The sequence below is a fragment of the Flavobacterium sp. FG68 genome (genome assembly GCF_057808895.1).
Genome location: NZ_JBMDIY010000042.1, coordinates 12,106 through 29,321, shown reverse-complemented (window position 1 = coordinate 29,321; position 17,216 = coordinate 12,106). Strand labels below are relative to the sequence as shown.

The following is a 17,216-nucleotide window of genomic DNA, read 5'->3' as shown; positions in this document are numbered from 1 at the left end:
GCTTATAAACTTTTAAATATTAGTGCCTTCTCCTTTGTAAAATGGATAAACTAGATTGCTTCTTGAGTTTGTACTTCTTATTCTGTAATCGATTATGACTAATAATTCTCCTTCTAAATCATCACCTTGTGTGATGTCAATTTTGTCAACATCAATTCGGGGTTCGTAATATAAAATGGCCGTTTTTATTAGTTCTGAAACATAAGTTTTAAGTGTTCTGTCTAATGTTTCAAAAAGTAATTCATCCATATTACAGCCATATCTGGGCAGCATAATGCGTTCACCGATTTTGGTAGAAAGCAATATCTCCAGACTGCTTTTAATATCTGCCTCGTCAGATGTCATTACGACTGCTTTAGTATTTTTTTTAAACTCTGGCGGAAAACTCCATCCAGTACCTAAAAAAGCTTCTTTACTTTCCATAATTAGCCTATTAAAACGGTTGGACATCCTATTACAATTGTTCCGCCATGCGCAGTTGAATCTCCCATTCTTGCGGCTGGTTTTCCTCCAATAAGCACGGTACCTGAACCCGCTATAATACTATCAGGAGGGCCTGAGCAAGTGATCATATCTCCCAAACAGGCTGCCGGCTGGCCGCCTATCAGTACTGTAGGTGCGCCTGGCGGTAATATTGGGCCGCCTACATGAGGAACAGTTGCTGTTACCATTGGGCAAACATGCATATCGTTGATTCTTGCGGCTGGTGCTCCCATAATTGTAATTATTAAGTTAGTTGTAATTATTTTAACACATAGAAACATAGTTTTCTGTAGCTTTAAAAAAAAGGCGTTTCACTAATTTAAATGCACATAGTTTAGCTATGTGTGGAAACTTGTTTCTTTTACTTTCTTTTTTCGACATAAAAACCTATGTTTCTATGTGTTAAAAGATTTTTAATGGAAAGCAATAGAAATAATTTAATTTATCTGAACAATACTGCCTTTTACAATCGCTACTGCTGCCGACGACATTTCTGCGCCAGCACTGCCTTCGGCTTTAAATTGAGCAGTTGCTTTTAGATTTACATTGGTGCCTTCAATTTTTACATCGCCTGTTGCCTTTATTGAAATATTGCCTGCACTTTCCATTTTTATTCCTGCGCTGTCAATGGTAATCACGTTCGAATTTTCGTCTTCAATAATTATAGATCCTTTGTCTTCGTCGAGTGTTATTTTTTTGCCAGCCGGAGTTTCAATAGCTATCGATTTTTTATCATCATCAAACAGCACTTTCATTTCGCTTCTTGTAAAAATCCCTTTTTGATGGTTATCGTCAGCTGCTTTTAGCGGAGCAGGTTTTGCACTGCTGTGGAGCATTCCTAATACAATGGCATCATTGGGATCTTCGTTGATGAAGCCAATAATTACTTCGTCTTCAATTTCGGGCCTAAAAAAAGTACCTCTGTTGTCACCTGCATCCAGAGCAGCAACTCTGCACCAAATACCTTGTTCTTCGTTATTGATAATGGGTATTTTTACCAAAATTCTGTCTTCACCATCGGGATCGTCCTGAAGCTGGGTTACAATACCAATATGCAGTCCTTTTATGGATGGAATTATTCCTGAAGCCGACGGTGTATTGACATCATAAGTTTCAGAAAACCATTCAGGATTCAATCCAAACTGTGCGTTTACAGTCCAATTGCCGTTTGCAATTTCATGGAAAACTCCTGTAATGTATGCTTTGCCATTAAAACGATCTCCAACGCCTTCAAGCGTAATAATCGTGTTGGGTTTTACTGCGGGAATACCTTGAAATTTTACTCTTCCGCGAACTTTTGACAGTTGTTGAAATAATAATTTTGCATCGGCCCAATCTTGCAATTCAGTATCGGTAACATGACCGCCGTGACGCAATTCTAAATTTTCCAGTTTTACTATATCAGATAAATCCGAAGGAGATAAATTTCCGTTTAAACTCACGCTAGGATCTTTGGCTTCAATTTCTAATAATTCCTGATTGGATGCATTCCAACTATAAGATGAAACTTTAGCAAACTGATTTCGAGCATCAATTTCGGCATCAAAATCGAGCATACTGCTGCCAAAAGAAACTGTTTCTACTGCTTCAGAAGCCAAATCTGGTTTTTTAATCGAGATTTTGCCGTTTTCAACAAAACATAATTTTCCATTTGCTTGTGCACGAGAGACCATAAAATCCCAATCGGAAGTATTGTACTGCACTAACTCTTTATGACTATAATTAGTGCTTTCTACCTCTTTTTCTAATCCATAAGTACCTATAATGTCTTCAAAAGCATCGCTGTCTTTTACGTCATAAAAATATTTGCTTTTTCTGCCAATGGTCATTTTTACTGCTTCGTCTTTGCATTCCACAATTAACAAGGACGAATTGTCTTTTATTTTTATGGAATGTTTTACAACTATTCCTTTATAAATAGTTTCTTCGTCACTGTGATAACCCGCTTTTATCTCTATTTTTTTTCCCGGAATGAGCAAATCTTCATTGCTTAATTTAAAATCTCGTGAAGCAGCATCTCCATCAGTCAAAATAATTTGCGCCATAGGTATTCTGTTAACTTCATTATGAACTACAATGCTCATTACTTGGTAAATGCCAGACAGCTCAGTTCCCTCAATGAGCAATTTGTGCGTTACTAAATCTGCACTTTTACTGGTTTGTATGACGCCGCTATTGTTCATCTATTGTTGTTTTTGTAGAGGAGGGAAAAATATTTTTTGACCAATTTTTAATTTTCTGAAATTGATAAGCTTGTTGGCTCTTGCTACTTCGAGATAATATTTTGAATCGCCATAGATCTTAAAAGACATTAAAGGAAGCGTATCGCCCGCTTTTACAATTCTGGTATGTGTTAAATCTGGAGATTGATTGTTTTGCTGTTTTGCTCTTAACTCATCCTCAACAACTCCTTTGAATTTTCCTTTTGCAATGGCTCTAATGGGTGTTCCATCTGGCCTGAAAAGTTTATATTCAATGGTCATTTCTGTGAGAGATCCTTTAAAAAGCAGACTTCCCCAGGCAATTTTTAAATAGTTTGGTTTATGTTCAGTTCCATTATATTCTAAAATAACCTTTCTGAAATGCTCAATGTCTTCAATAACACCATTTTCGGTAGTTTCCTTGCCGGCAATAACACCTGTTCTGTCAAAAACAAAGTCCAGTTCTAATTCCTCCGGAGCAATTGCTGTAAATCTTGGCGCAGGACTGCTTGTTCCGGCAGCTTGCGTTGTATCTTGCTCTATCTTGTAATGAAAAGTATATTTTTCGGGATTCATCAGAGTAATGAACTCTTCAATATCCGAAATTGGATTGTTGAATTGAGGATCGCTGTAAGCAATGATCTTCAGTTTTTTTAATTCACCATTAGTCGTTGTCATATCAGCGTTCTTTTTTTCGTTCAATAATTTTCATTACTTGCTCGACACACTCAGCCACATTATCTTTTTCAGCAGATGATGATGCAGCAACTGGTTTTGCACCCGAATTTGAATTTTCGCTCACGTTTATTTTAATGTGAAGCTCTTTGATTTCAATTGGCATGGTAAAATTATTTTTTATGAAGCGTGAAATAATTATAAGCAAGCTCAAAGCTTTCAACAACAATTTTGCTTTCTAAAGCACTAAAATCTTCCACTGCCCATTTTACGGGATAGGCATGTATAACTTTCCAGTGCATTAAAGGCTCATGGTCCTGATTCAAGAGTTTTACAGTTAAATCGACAGGCTTAAACTCGAAATTTTCTAATGCTTTTCGACACCACTCAATTACGTCAGAGTCAATAAGTATCCCCCTTTTTAAAACCAAATTGGGATATTTGGTTTTAACGGGAAGTTTGTGTTTGAATCTGTTTTCTCCACCCTCAACAATTTCTTCTGTTTCAAGATCTACAGAAAGTCCTGATACGGATTGAAATTGATGGTCTTTTTCTTTTGTGCCCAGTTGATCAAATTCAACCAGAAAATGAAAGCCTACGGGTGGATAATAATTAGCCATGACTAGTCATTTTGAATAGATAAACCTTCGTGAACCAATTCAATTGATTCGATAGCTACTTCGTTTCCGTCGGCTTTTAAATCAGTTGACTGAACTTTTGTAGGCCACGCATTTTTTACTTTCCAGGTAATCACTGGTTCGTGCTCCTCATTAAGTAATTTGATGGTAATATCCCTTCTTTCGATAGTGTTTAGTTTTACCGTATTCCACCAGGCATAATACTCATTATCGCTTTTAAAAGTTCCTCTTTTCATGGTAATGTTAGAGTACTTCTGCATGCCCGGCATCTTAATTTTGCTGTATTCCGGACTTGCACCCTGACGGTACTCAATAACTTCAGTTTCTACATCTAATCCGGAAACTTCTGTAAACCCTATTTTTGTTCCTCCCCAGTCAACTGAGAAATGGAACTTTGGTAATGGATAACTCATGATCTATATTTTTTTAAAGATGATTTAATTAAGATTCCTGCATTTTGTGAGAGAAACGAAGAATGATGAACTCAGCCGGACGAACTACTGCCAGACCAATTTCGATGATCATTTTACCGTCTAAAATATCCATCGCTGACATGGTTTGTCCCAGTCCGATTCTAACATAAAAAGCTTGTTCTGGTTTGGCTCCTGCCAAAGCTCCGGCTCTCCATTGAAGAATTAAGAAATTCTCAATCATAGCTCTTACTCTTATCCAGGTATTGGCATCGTTAGGTTCAAAAACAAACTGTTCGGTTGCTTTTTTAATGGATTCTTCGGCCATATTGAAGAAGCGGCGAACGGGTACATAACGCCATTCACTATCGTTACCGGCTAAGGTTCTTGACCCCCAAACCAAGGTTCCTTTGCCGGTAAAGGTTCTGATAGCATTGATAGATTTACCTGCAACAGTATCAATATTTAAATTGTCCTGAATGGTATTTGTTATTTGTACGGTTGGTTTTATTACATAGTTCAAACTTACATTTGCAGGAGCTTTCCATACGCCTCTGTCTCTGTCAACTCTGGCATAAACTCCCGCAATAGCAGAGCTTGGTGGAAGTGTTATTGACAGGTTGTAAATTTCAGTAAGTATCTTATTAAAAGTCGCATTGTCGATGCTTTCTAAAGTGCTTAATTTTCTTCCGTTTAATGCGCCATTATTTACATCTTTTCCGCTAACAGATTTAATAGCATTTACAAGTGAAAGAAGGTTTGCTTTAATACCCGAAAAACTATTTGTAACTATCGTAATTGCAGTTTGAGTATTCAAATCAGTATAGTTTACCAATTTTTTTAATTCCTTATCAAAACTTACAGTATCAGTAGATATAATTTTAAGCATTTTAGCTGGTGTATTCTCATCCTGTATTTTTTTCTTTAATGTTTTTAAGTTTTTATATACAGAGTCAATTTTATTTGCAGCAGTAAAATTTGCATTAAATGCAGTCAGAGCACTTGTAATGTTGTTTGCAATAACGGGATCTTCATCAATTGTACTGATTGCTGCATTTGCTTCGTCGTTAAGCGAATTCCTTAAAAGAGATAAACTTTCTAAAGAAATTAACAGAGCATTTAGTTTATCTAAGAAAGCTCCTTTTTTTGCAGGATTACTAACAAAAGTTCCGCCTAAATCAAAACCGGTTGCATCATTGCTGTACATCTGTAAAAGTAAATCACTCATTTGACCGGAAATATCTCCGGGAACAGTATCAACGTCAATCAATTTAGCTACGGTCGCATCAATTCCTGTAGTTGGATTTTCGATAGTTGCCAGTCCTGCAGCGATTTGGTCATACGCTTTTGCCGTATAGGAGAAATGTTTTAATATAATTTTACTGCTGTCAAAAGCATAATCCAATATGGTTTCTAAATGCGGATAATAAACAGCTCCGTATTTAATAGTATCTTTTTCAGAACTAATTTTATCTCTCAAATCATCTATATTAGTATCTGTTGGGCTTGATTCATCATAACTTAAAGTATCAATTAAGGTAAATCTGTCCTGCAGGTTTTGACATTGCATTAATGCATTATTGTATAATCCGTAGAAATCAGTTGTAGTTATTCCGCTTACTTTTGTGGCATCAGGAAATAAAATTAGTGTTGGTTCGTCTACCTTTTCTAATTCTGCTAATCCGTCGTTTAATGCAGTACTGTTATTGATTGCTGTAATCTGAGTGTCTGCCTCATCTAAATCATTTCCATAACGCCCTACCGAAATAATGTAGCAAGGACCACCGCCATTTGCAAAAAACAACTGCAAGGAATAATACATCAAAAAAGGCTGTTTTGAAGTTGGCTGATCTACAACAATAGATCTTGTGTCTCCATTATCTGTTGAAACATCATTAATGGTAACACTAATTGTTGTTTCTGGTTTAGCAAAGCCAAAAAAGCGTTCGTATTCTAAAAGAGATGTTATTCTTGTTGGTTTCAATTTCAAATCTCCATTAATCTTGTTCGTGGCTTTTTCTGTATAGCCAATAAAAGCAGGAATCGCTGTCTCTACCTGGGCAACAGAAGGAGGAAACTTTACGATTTCCTCAACATATACTCCAGGCGTTTTGTAAGTTGTTGCCATAATTGATTTGTTTTTTAATTATTAAATAAATATTTCCGAATAGTAATCACTATTGATTTTTGTTATTGACTTTACAGATGGATTTGGGTATTGACTTTCTGCCGGTTGTGCAGGCGTAAAATCGGTAAGCGGGTCAATTTCAACAAAACCGGAGCGCGTTAATGGTTTTGCAGCATTGGTTTTAATTTCGGTTCCTGCTTTACGGTTGATATATTTCCAAAGTGTTTTTCGATTATCAAAATGAATTTTAAAATTTGGGCTTATCATTTTGCCCAAATTATTTATAATGTTTCCTGAACTGTTGTCGCCTTTAGCTGTGAGCGAAATAATCCCAAAGACATTTTGTTGTTCTGACGGCTGCAGTGTTGAAATTAAATTGACAGTGGTTTCTTCAGATACTAAATACGCATTTGAAATTAGCTTGTTGTCATTTATTTTTGGAAGATATTCAAATGAAACGGGTTCAGTCAATGGTTTTACATTACTGAAAAGATATGCCTGAGTAAGAGCAAAATCAAGATTAGTATAATTTTCAAATTGGTAATCGTTTATTTTAATTAAAAACTTTAAGTTCAAATCAACAGGGACTTTTATAAATGGGTCCAGTTCATCTTTCACTTTAACGTATACTCCGAAACCTGTTTTGGTTTTTTTGAATATCATTTTGTAGTTTTTAAGTACAATATTGGTTTCCAGAGTTGGTGTTATTGCTGTAAATGCATCTGTATTAAAGGACTGCAGCATTTTTTCTTTATCAGCATTTGTCATGCTTGCAAAAGTTTCTTCTCCGTTATTCAAAAAATAATTATGAAGAAGCGTTACTTCAAATAGCAATTGATATGTAGCAGCAAAACTCATGACTGTTCTTTTCTTTTGGTTGTTCCTGAAAATTCACCAATAACTTGTCCTTCTGCCTGTACAATATTGCGTTCAATTTGTATCATACTCACTTTATATAAAGCAGATGGAAGCTGTTTACCTCCCAATGTTCCCCAGATATAATTTAGTTCTTCAAAAGTGGGAGTATAGAGTTCAACCGTAAATCTAAAGTTGTCTACATTGCTCATTGCGCTAGTGCTCCTGTTAAAGATGGTATTGGCTTGGGTAAAAAGCCTTTTTCCCTGAAAAAATTCAATTATTTTCGAAATATCCTTAAGTGAGTTGATATATTTATCTCTGTTAGCACTAAAAAGTATATACAGATTTAAATTGACGACACTATTTTTATAAATTGTTTTAGTATTTTCAACAGTATGATTTGGGAAGTTTTTTAAAGTAGCTTCTTCGGCTAAGTTGATTACTGTAAGTGCCACGGCATTTTTTAATGCATCGGTGATATCATCATTTTGAGATTCTAAAAAAGCAATATTCTCAGGAACAACAGATTTCTCTAACCCAATTTCGTCGAGATAGTTGTTTACTTGTTCTGAAATTATTTGTATTACTTCAAAAATCATCTTTTGATAAAATTTATTATAAATACTAAATGAAATGTTTACTGAATAAGAATATGATTCAGGCGCAGATTATAATTAGAAATGGGGGCTTCTGACTGTGCTTTAAACTTGGTATGAAAACAAGGCTGATAAGATTTGACTAAATTAGATAAATGCAAGGGTACCAAAAAAGGGGAAAATTCCCCTTTTTTTATTTATTTAAAATATTGGTTTTTAGTTAGTTGTTGTGGTATTGGAGCTTTGTTTTAATTCTTAGTAAAAGCTGGGGCTTGAAAGAAAAAACATTCAAAAATTTACAGAAAAAAGGATCAGTTTTTAGGTTTTAAGAGCGAAGTAAAAGGTTCATTATAATTAAACAAAAGAGAAAAAGACATCTTTTTGCAACTTAATTTCGAATAGTTATAACGGAAATTTGTGAGAAATGACCTTCTGACCTGTATATCTCACAGAGTATGTTTTTAATTTTTAAAAACGGTAAATGAGTATAGAAGAATGCTTTCAATTTATACCCAATTACTTAATATAGAGCAAACATTAAATAAGAATTAATGTACTAATATTGGCTTAAATTTTTATGACCGACTAAAAAATACCGAGCAAAAATTATGAAAATACAATTACTATCTAAAATTTTGTTACTACTCAGCGTTAGCATTGCTTTCTCACAAAACGCACCGAAAGTGATGCCTCCTTCACCAAATGCTGCTGCATTAGCACAATATGCAAATGTGCCAACAAATAATTATACTGGGATTCCTAATATATCGGTACCCTTATATAATATAAAATCAGGAGAAATAGAATTACCGATTTCATTAAGCTACCACGCTTCCGGAATAAGAGTTTCTCAAGAGGCAAGTAACGTTGGTCTTGGCTGGGCATTAAACGCTGGTGGTGTTATAAGTAGGTCTGTAAATGGTTTAGACGATTTAAAACCTATTACAGGATATACCACAGTTAGCGATTTGCCTTCTACAAGTACTGATGTAATTATTTATGGAGATAATTGCGAATATTGTAATTCTTACAGGGAAATTAATGAAGGGGCAAGGGATGGAAAACCAGATATACTGTATTATAATTTTTTGGGAGAATCAGGAAAAATGATTTTCGACAAAAGACAGGGCGGTAATAATAAGATTAAAGGAATACCATTAAAACAAACCAATTCTACATTTGTTTATGACGCAGATAAAATGGAGTGGGAAGTAACGGACGGTAATGGCTGGAAATATTACTTTAATGTAAAAGAAGTGTCGCGTGCCTACACTGCTTCTGAGAATGGTGGAATTTCATCTTATTTGGTAGATGATGTGTTACGTGAAGATAGATTTTCCAGATTGGATCCCAATGTTAATTTCGAAGAATATATATCAGCATGGTATATTAATAAAATAATCACTCCAAAAGGAGACACAATAACTTTTGAATATAATGATGCAGCAGGGCGCCGAAGCATAAGCCAGTTAAGCTTTTATGAGCAGGAGAGTTATTTTGGGGATCCTCTTGTTAAATCTTCAGAATACTATAATTTATGGTATGGTGTTTTTAATGAAAAAAAGTACAATGTTTCCACTAGTATGTCATCAGCTAGTGATATTAATTTGACAAAAATAAAATTTAAAAATGGTTATATTGATTTTACTACAAGCGACAGGGAAGATCAGCGCCAGAATAATCACTTTGGAATTATTGCTCCAAAATCTCAAAAATTAAATTCTTTTGAAGTATTTAATTTATATGGAGAATCTGTTAAAAAAGTAGTATTTGACTATTCTTATTTTAACGGAAATGTAACAGGAAAAAATAAAGAAAATTATTGGAGACTGAAATTAAATAGTATTCAGGAATCATTTTATGATAAGGTATCTAATACTTATAAAAAAAATCCTCCTTATACATTTACTTATAATTCAATGATGCTTCCTGCAAAAACATCTACTTCGACAGATCACTGGGGATATTATAATGGTTTTGACAATGATCATCTCCAATATTATAGAGATGTAAGTACATCTTTATACAGGTACAACTCATCTGATTATGATTACATACGAAATCCTATTGTAATAAGAGATGACAATGCACCTGAATATAAAATAAGCCATACTAGTTTTTTACCTTTTCAAATGGAGTGTGGCCCGGCATCAAGTTCTACCTGGTATCCTTTTCTTAATGGTGCTTACAGAGAACCTAATGAAACTAACGCGCAAGCAGCAATTTTAAACAAAATTAATTATCCTACAGGAGGAGCTGCAACGTTTACTTATGAATCAAATAAATATGATCCCAATGGTGATCAGGATGTTTTGAATTATAATTACCAACAATATGGAATATGGCATGATGGCGATTCTGTAGATGATGAATCAAGTGGATTTTATTTAAACGATTATACTATTGTAAAAATTAATTGTAATATCACTAATAATTCAGGTACCTCAAGTACATTGGCAAATATTAAAGCTTTACTAGAAACCTCTGCTGGTGAAACTATAATGCGTTTTAGTCCGAGTATTAATAATTTTAGCTCAAACGTTCAGTTGATTTTACCTCCCGGATTTTATAATATTAGAGCCAATACTAAAGCATATACAGGCTATGCAACAATTTCTATGCGTGTTAGTTTTACCCAAGGACTTAGATCTGACGGGATAATTGGCGGCGGTTTAAGACTCTTGAAACAGGAAAGTTTAGATACTGATGGCACCGTTAAACTGAGAAGAGTTTATGATTATAACTATAAAGGGACCACGTGGACTTCTGGGGTTCCTATGAGTGATATTCAGCATTTTTATTTAGACTCAGGAACAAAGCAATATACTAGTCCGGAAGGTTATTCAGGTTATGATTTTACGAAAGTTGTTGTGCGTTCTACAGAAAATAGCACACCTTTAAGTTCTTCGGCTCAGGGAAATTATATCGGATATACAAATGTATCAGTGTCAGATCAGGATTCATCAGGAAATACGCTGGGAAAATCTATTTATTATTATTCCAATAATCCTGATGCAGAAGGTTTTTTTAATCTTCCTGGAATGCCGTTAATAACGCATATGAATAATGGTGATTTGATAAAAAAAGAACAATATAATGCTAAAGGTGACCTTGTAAAAACCACTGAAAACAACTATATACAAGACAATCTTTCATCAAAAATCATAAAAGGAATTTCGACCAGAACTATTTTAAAAGATCGATCTAGTTCTGAACCAAAACAGGGTGTTTTAATAAATTATTATAGGTTTTATTCAGAATGGTGGCACCCTGAGAGCACTACAGAAACAATTTATGATGTAAACGGAAAAGATCCTGTCACGACAAAAATTACATACGATTATGAAAATCCTCTGCATAAAAATTTAACTAAATCTACTACCACTAATAGTAAAGGGAAAGTAATAATAGCTAAAAACAAATATCCGCAAGATTTAATAGCTGGTATAGATGAAACCCCTGCAGCTACTATTTCAAGTATGATCGCAGCAAATGTTGTTAATCCCGTGATACAATCAGAAAATACTGTTGATGGAAACTTATCACAAGGAATGATCAATAATTTTAGTGTTATTTCTTATCTGGATGAAAATAATGTTTCTAAAAATATGTATTTGCCTAAAAACATTAAAACCATAAAAGGAGGCTTTGCAGATTATGACAAAAAGATAGATTTTGTAGGTTATGGTAAATATGGAAATCTTGCTGAATATAAACCAAGTGATGGAACGACAACTGTTTTTCTCTGGGGATACAAAGAAGAATATCCCGTTGCTAAAATAGAAAACACATCTCTGGCTTCTGTTGTGGCTGTTTTAACACCAACTGAACTATCCAATATTAAGAACGGAACATACGATCAGGCTGCAATGAACACTGTTTTAAACAAAATTAGAACAGCATTAACCAATGCCATGGTTACTACATATACCTACAAACAACTTGCAGGAGTAAGTACAATGACTGATTCTAAAGGATTAATTACTTATTATGAGTATGACAGCAGTAATAGATTGGCAGTAGTAAAGGATCAGGATCTTAATATTCTTGAAACATATTGTTATAACTATGATGGGCAGTCTGTAGATTGTATTACTGTTAATCAAATACCTACAGCATTAACAGGATTATCTTTTTCAAGTGCTACTTCAACAACTTTAAACTTCACCTGGAATGCTGTTTCTGGTGCAACAGGTTATAAAATATATAAAAATGGAGTATATGTTAGTTCCACAACTACAACATCCGGTTCCTTATCAGGTCTGGTAGGAGGAACTTCTTATAACGTGCAGGTTCTTGCTTATAATGGAACTGGCGAGGGAGCCTTATGTCCTGTTGTAGTAATGAAAACTATTGCGTTGGTAAACGCTTGTAGTATAGAATTTTCAAGCTATAATAGTTCATCAGAATCCTGTGCTTTTTATAAAAATAGCGTTCCATATTTAACTATGACAAGTACTGGATATTCAACTGGTACCCTCACGGAAGGAGATACTTTTTATGCTACCATTTCAGCTAACCAGGATACTTACGATAAATATTTAAAAGTGACCAGTTCTGTAAGAGGTGTACTATTTAACGGTTACGCCAGCAATGGAAGTGGAAATGTACTAAGTTCAGGAACATTTACAAAAATAGGCTCTGAGGTAATCTCGGTAACTTGCAATACTGTATTCAGAGATTAGTAATAATTAAATAAACGATTATAATGAAAAGATATCTATATATATTATTACTATTTCCAATGATAATCATTGGACAAACAGGTAATTTCGTAAAAACTACTACTTATAAACAAGCTAGTTCATCTACTATTGCAAACCCAACTTCTGCTCAGGTTACTCAGAATATCACTTATTTTGACGGACTTGGAAGACCTATTCAAAAAATCGCTAATGCTCAATCGCCATTAGGAAAAGATATTATTACACCTGTAGAGTATGATGACTTTGGACGCCAAAAGAAGGAATATATGCCTTATGCTTCCTCCCAAAGTAATATGGCCAGAATAAATAATAATACTGTTATAGCAGCAATTGCCAGCCAATCCCAAACATTTTATAAAGATGGAAATCCTTATTTTGAAAAGGATTTGGAAGCTTCACCTTTAAACCGTGTTATAAAACAAGCGGCTCCGGGAGCTGCTTGGGCAATAGGTTCTGGACATGAAGTAAAAATGAATTATCAAACCAATGCAGTTAATGAAGTTAAATCGTTTACAGCCAATGCCAGTTGGGATGCCATTCAGAAACTATATTCTATTTCATTAACAGATAATGGATATTACTCAGCCAATGAGCTTTATAAAAGTATTCTCTATGATGAGAATACTGCAGCTGTGCCATCTGAAAGTGACGGATCAACGATTGAATTCAAAAACAAAGAAGGACAGGTAATCTTAAAAAGAACCTATGGAAAGGTTGGAACTGGAACTGTTAATGAAAAACATGACACCTATTATGTTTATGATATTTACGGAAATCTTATTTATGTAATTCCTCCAAAAGCAGCAGATTTAGTTGGCAGTACAGCTGCCCTGCAGCCAGATGTCACATCAACAGCTGTTGTTGCTTCGGGAAACACTTTAAATCTTACTGCAATCAATTCTATAACATTATCACTGGGATTTAATGCGAAGTCAGGCAGTACTTTTACGGCTGTTATAGACAATAGCAGTCAAAGTGTTTTGGATGATTTATGTTACCAGTACAAATACGATTATCGCAACAGGCTTGTAGAAAAGAAGCTTCCGGGCAAGCAATGGGAATATATTGTATATGACAAACTAGACAGACCTATTTTAACTCAGGATGCTAATTTGAAAGCCCAAAATAAATGGCTATTTACTAAATATGATGTTTTTAGTCGTCCTGTTTATACAGGTGAATATACTAAAACAAGTCAAAATAGTCGTGTAGAGCTACAAGGAATAGCAGATTTAAATACTGTGTTGCTTGAAAACAAAGAAGGTAGTAATACGATTAATAATGCAACTGTATATTACAGCAATAATGCGTTTCCTAATACAGACATCAACTTATTTACGATCAATTATTACGATGATTATAATTTTGATATAAATGGGGGAGTTTCTGAAAATGTTGGTTCAATCACTCCAAACACAGTAACGAAGTCTTTAGCAACAGGAAATAAAGTACGTATACTGGGAACTAATAATTGGACAACTAATGTGATTTATTATGACCAAAAAGGCCGTCCAATATACAATTACTCCAAAAATGATTTTTTAGGCTTAACTCAAAAAGTAAAAATCGAACTCGATTTTATGGGTAAGCCAATAAAAATAACGACTAAACATATCAAAGGAACTACAGTAGATATTATAGATACTTTTACTTATGATAATCAAAGTCGTTTATTGACTCAAGTTCAGAAAATAAACAGCCAGGCAGAAGAAATCATAGTTTCAAACAAGTATGACGAATTAGGCCAGCTTATTCAAAAAGGAGTGGGAGGAAAACTATCCGTTACAAACCGTTTACAAACTGTCGATTATGTTTATAATATTCGTGGCTGGCTGAAAGGGGTAAATGATACCGACACAAATAATGGTGCTATTACTATGGCTTCCGGAGATTTATTTGGGTTTAAAATTAATTACAATAATCCTTCTACAGGCACTCCATTATATAACGGAAATATCAGCCAAACATTTTGGAAAACTGCAAATCCAACAGATACCAGCCTAAAAAATTATGATTATAGTTATGATGCTTTAAACAGGTTAACTCAGGCTACCGATAATTCAGCCATAAACGCCGGAAGATATAATGAAGGAGCAAAGTATGATAAAAATGGTAATATTATCCGTCTTGTAAGATCAGGAAACAGAGATTCTGCGGCTACATCATTTGGTACTATGGATAATCTTGTTTACACGTATGATGCTGGAAACAAACTCATAAAAGTTGATGATCCATTAGGCAGTACTGAAGGATTTAATAATGGAAGCAACATAGCTATTGAATATACCTACGATGATAATGGCAATATGAAAACAGATGCAAATAAAGGTATTACTGCAATAATATATAACCATTTGAATTTGCCTACAGATGTAACCCTTGCAGGAGGAATTATCCATTATGACTATGATGCCAGAGGAGTAAAACAACGTAAAGTGGCTGGTACAATAACTACTGATTATGCAGGAGGTTTTCAGTATGAGAAAACAGGAACGACGGAAACGTTGAAATTTTTTCCAACTACAGAGGGTTATGCCGAGAATAACAGTGGAACTTTTTCGTATATTTATCAATACAAAGATCATTTAGGGAATGTGCGTTTGAGCTATAAAGAAGTAGGAGCATCATTACAAATAGTAGAAGAAAGCAATTATTATCCATTTGGAATCAAACAAAAAGTAGCTGGTGAAATAATATACCAAACAGGATATAAGTATAAATACAACGGCAAAGAATTACAAGACGAACAGGGACTTAACTTGTATGATTATGGAGCGCGTAACTATGACCCTGTATTAGGCAGATGGATGAATATGGATCCATTAGCAGAAACCTCAAGACGTTTTTCTCCTTACACATACGCTCTTAGTAATCCCGTATTTTTTATTGACCCTGATGGAATGGAGGCAGTTGGCGCTGATGGTTTAACAAATGAACAATGGCTGCAAACTTCCAGACCTGATGCAGATACAAATTTGGCTAGACAATTTAGAAATGAAAATATAAATCCAAATAAAAAGAGTGAATCAAGTGTTACTGTGGGCGAAGTTCAAAAAGTAGATGAAGAAAATAAAGGAGGTAGTGATGGAAATGGAGGCCAATGGATAAAGGGAATTGATGGAAATTGGGTACATATTGACAGCAATGATGTTATTAGTGCAAAAAGTTTCCCGAATTTTGCTACTTTATTAAGTAATTATCCTATGCCATATACTCCAGGTCCATATTCGCGAGATTTATATTATAATCAATGTGCCATCAGATTAAGTATTGCGTTAATGAAATCAGGTGTCGATTTAAGATCAACAACCAATATTACAAATCCTGGAGGACAAACATTTACAAAAAAAGGTGAAGTATTAGGCGCTTATAATTTAGCTGTATTTCTAAAAAGGAAAGACGTATTAGGAAAACCCGAACGATATGATGGAACTAAAGAATCCGTACCAACTCTATTAGATAACCGAACCGGAATAATATTTTTTGAAGCATTTGTAGAGGATGGTGTACGTACAACTAGCGCCAGACATATCGACTTATGGAATAAAAATGATCTTAGATCTCCCTATCTTACGCAGATGATGGATTCGAAAGTAATATGGTTTTGGCCAATTAAATAAATTATAACAAAATGAAAAAAATAGTCTTTTTTATAAGCTTTATGCTTGCCACGTTAACGGCTACCGCCAACTCGGGGACAGAAAACCTATCAGGTTCATGGATCAACAGTAAAATAATCCAATATTATAAATCCGATAATATTCCACCATGTAATAACAATTTCTACGCTAATGATGAATTTATTCCTTTGTCATTATCATTTAACAATAAGAATCAGATAAATATAATTTTTCGCTATGAACAAAGAATACTTACTTATGATATAAAATCAGTTAGAGAAAATACTATTATAATTTCCAGAGGAAAAAACGTATTTACACTAACATATACTGATGGAGCATTGAAATTAGAATACAATAAACACACTATATTTTTCACAAAAGTTTCAGATTCTTATACTATTGATGCATTTGCTGAATTTATAAAAAGTGAAATTTTTAAAGAATATGATAATTATTTGATCACCGCACTTTCAGAAAATAAAGATTTCAATAATACAAAAATTAGCAGAAATAGCTTTGAACCGATTTTTAAGAAAATTTTTAAATGTAAATATGTTAATGTTGTTCCGTTAGGCTTATTTAATTACAAAAATTATTGTTTGCCGGAAATAGCTTTATATTATGATGAACAAAGCAAACAATCCGGGCCAAAAATATTTGGAGTATTGAAAGACGAAGAAGGTGTTAAATTTATAGATGCCTCGGGGATAGTTGCATTAATAATTAAAGGAGTTAAAAAATAAAAAATTAATATATGCTAAAGAGGCATTTACACCTGGAGAAACATCTCCAGGTTTTTTTCGTACACACAAACTAGAATCTTTTATAAAAAACATTAAACAATTTACAGAAGGATTTTTAAGTGGAAATACTAAAAAAAGTGTAATAAACTCTTTTA

Annotated in this window: 13 protein-coding genes; 3 read left to right on the top strand and 10 right to left on the bottom strand. The window is 34.0% G+C overall.

The window, feature by feature from the left end; genetic code table 11:
- Positions 1-12: 12 nt before the first annotated feature.
- From ACODSB_RS21225 to ACODSB_RS21180, 10 genes are all read right to left on the bottom strand, one after another.
- The gene (locus ACODSB_RS21225; RefSeq protein WP_053470587.1) at positions 13-423 is read right to left on the bottom strand and encodes a GPW/gp25 family protein; all 411 of its coding nucleotides are present in this window, start codon (positions 421-423) and stop codon (positions 13-15) included.
- 2 nt (positions 424-425) lie between these two features.
- On the bottom strand, positions 426-716 hold the full coding sequence (locus ACODSB_RS21220) for a PAAR domain-containing protein (protein ID WP_488938488.1): 291 nt from the start codon (positions 714-716) through the stop codon (positions 426-428).
- A gap of 204 nt (positions 717-920) precedes the next feature.
- Positions 921-2,666 carry a type VI secretion system tip protein VgrG gene (vgrG, locus tag ACODSB_RS21215; RefSeq protein ID WP_488938487.1) on the bottom strand — a complete coding sequence of 582 codons (1,746 nt, stop codon included), beginning with the start codon at positions 2,664-2,666 and terminating at the stop codon, positions 921-923.
- The gene (locus ACODSB_RS21210) at positions 2,667-3,362 is read right to left on the bottom strand and encodes a CIS tube protein (protein ID WP_180860426.1); all 696 of its coding nucleotides are present in this window, start codon (positions 3,360-3,362) and stop codon (positions 2,667-2,669) included. It lies immediately after the preceding gene.
- Position 3,363: 1 nt separating this feature from the next.
- Complete coding sequence (locus tag ACODSB_RS21205) at positions 3,364-3,525, bottom strand: DUF5908 family protein (protein ID WP_488938486.1); 162 nt, start codon at positions 3,523-3,525, stop codon at positions 3,364-3,366.
- Between the two features lie 7 nt (positions 3,526-3,532).
- Positions 3,533-3,979, bottom strand: a complete 447-nt coding sequence (locus tag ACODSB_RS21200) for a phage tail protein (RefSeq protein ID WP_007806489.1) — start codon at positions 3,977-3,979, stop codon at positions 3,533-3,535.
- Between the two features lie 2 nt (positions 3,980-3,981).
- Positions 3,982-4,410 carry a phage tail protein gene (locus ACODSB_RS21195; protein WP_007806487.1) on the bottom strand — a complete coding sequence of 143 codons (429 nt, stop codon included), beginning with the start codon at positions 4,408-4,410 and terminating at the stop codon, positions 3,982-3,984.
- Between the two features lie 28 nt (positions 4,411-4,438).
- On the bottom strand, positions 4,439-6,535 hold the full coding sequence (locus ACODSB_RS21190) for a phage tail sheath C-terminal domain-containing protein (RefSeq protein WP_053470583.1): 2,097 nt from the start codon (positions 6,533-6,535) through the stop codon (positions 4,439-4,441).
- A gap of 21 nt (positions 6,536-6,556) precedes the next feature.
- Positions 6,557-7,393, bottom strand: coding sequence for a hypothetical protein (locus ACODSB_RS21185; protein ID WP_488938485.1), 837 nt, complete (start codon positions 7,391-7,393; stop codon positions 6,557-6,559).
- On the bottom strand, positions 7,390-7,992 hold the full coding sequence (locus ACODSB_RS21180; protein WP_053470581.1) for a Pvc16 family protein: 603 nt from the start codon (positions 7,990-7,992) through the stop codon (positions 7,390-7,392). The genes ACODSB_RS21185 and ACODSB_RS21180 overlap by 4 nt, the downstream gene beginning before the upstream one ends.
- 605 nt (positions 7,993-8,597) lie before the next feature.
- On the opposite strand from ACODSB_RS21180, the gene ACODSB_RS21175 reads away from it, so the two are divergent.
- From ACODSB_RS21175 to ACODSB_RS21165, 3 genes are read left to right on the top strand one after another with little or no spacing between them, the layout of a single operon-like run.
- Positions 8,598-12,674, top strand: a complete 4,077-nt coding sequence (locus ACODSB_RS21175; RefSeq protein ID WP_488938484.1) for a fibronectin type III domain-containing protein — start codon at positions 8,598-8,600, stop codon at positions 12,672-12,674.
- 23 nt (positions 12,675-12,697) lie between these two features.
- Positions 12,698-16,315, top strand: a complete 3,618-nt coding sequence (locus ACODSB_RS21170) for a T6SS effector amidase Tae4 family protein (protein WP_488938483.1) — start codon at positions 12,698-12,700, stop codon at positions 16,313-16,315.
- A gap of 11 nt (positions 16,316-16,326) precedes the next feature.
- On the top strand, positions 16,327-17,061 hold the full coding sequence (locus tag ACODSB_RS21165) for a hypothetical protein (RefSeq protein ID WP_488938482.1): 735 nt from the start codon (positions 16,327-16,329) through the stop codon (positions 17,059-17,061).
- Positions 17,062-17,216: the final 155 nt, after the last annotated feature.

What these genes read in the sequence shown, in the direction of transcription:
- ACODSB_RS21225 (WP_053470587.1), bottom strand. Translation starts at nt 423, where the DNA reads ATGGAAAGTAAAGAAGCTTTTTTAGGTACTGGATGGAGTTTTCCGCCA.
- ACODSB_RS21220 (WP_488938488.1), bottom strand. Translation starts at nt 716, where the DNA reads ATGGGAGCACCAGCCGCAAGAATCAACGATATGCATGTTTGCCCAATG.
- vgrG (WP_488938487.1), bottom strand. Translation starts at nt 2,666, where the DNA reads ATGAACAATAGCGGCGTCATACAAACCAGTAAAAGTGCAGATTTAGTA.
- ACODSB_RS21210 (WP_180860426.1), bottom strand. Translation starts at nt 3,362, where the DNA reads ATGACAACGACTAATGGTGAATTAAAAAAACTGAAGATCATTGCTTAC.
- ACODSB_RS21205 (WP_488938486.1), bottom strand. Translation starts at nt 3,525, where the DNA reads ATGCCAATTGAAATCAAAGAGCTTCACATTAAAATAAACGTGAGCGAA.
- ACODSB_RS21200 (WP_007806489.1), bottom strand. Translation starts at nt 3,979, where the DNA reads ATGGCTAATTATTATCCACCCGTAGGCTTTCATTTTCTGGTTGAATTT.
- ACODSB_RS21195 (WP_007806487.1), bottom strand. Translation starts at nt 4,410, where the DNA reads ATGAGTTATCCATTACCAAAGTTCCATTTCTCAGTTGACTGGGGAGGA.
- ACODSB_RS21190 (WP_053470583.1), bottom strand. Translation starts at nt 6,535, where the DNA reads ATGGCAACAACTTACAAAACGCCTGGAGTATATGTTGAGGAAATCGTA.
- ACODSB_RS21185 (WP_488938485.1), bottom strand. Translation starts at nt 7,393, where the DNA reads ATGAGTTTTGCTGCTACATATCAATTGCTATTTGAAGTAACGCTTCTT.
- ACODSB_RS21180 (WP_053470581.1), bottom strand. Translation starts at nt 7,992, where the DNA reads ATGATTTTTGAAGTAATACAAATAATTTCAGAACAAGTAAACAACTAT.
- ACODSB_RS21175 (WP_488938484.1), top strand. Translation starts at nt 8,598, where the DNA reads ATGAAAATACAATTACTATCTAAAATTTTGTTACTACTCAGCGTTAGC.
- ACODSB_RS21170 (WP_488938483.1), top strand. Translation starts at nt 12,698, where the DNA reads ATGAAAAGATATCTATATATATTATTACTATTTCCAATGATAATCATT.
- ACODSB_RS21165 (WP_488938482.1), top strand. Translation starts at nt 16,327, where the DNA reads ATGAAAAAAATAGTCTTTTTTATAAGCTTTATGCTTGCCACGTTAACG.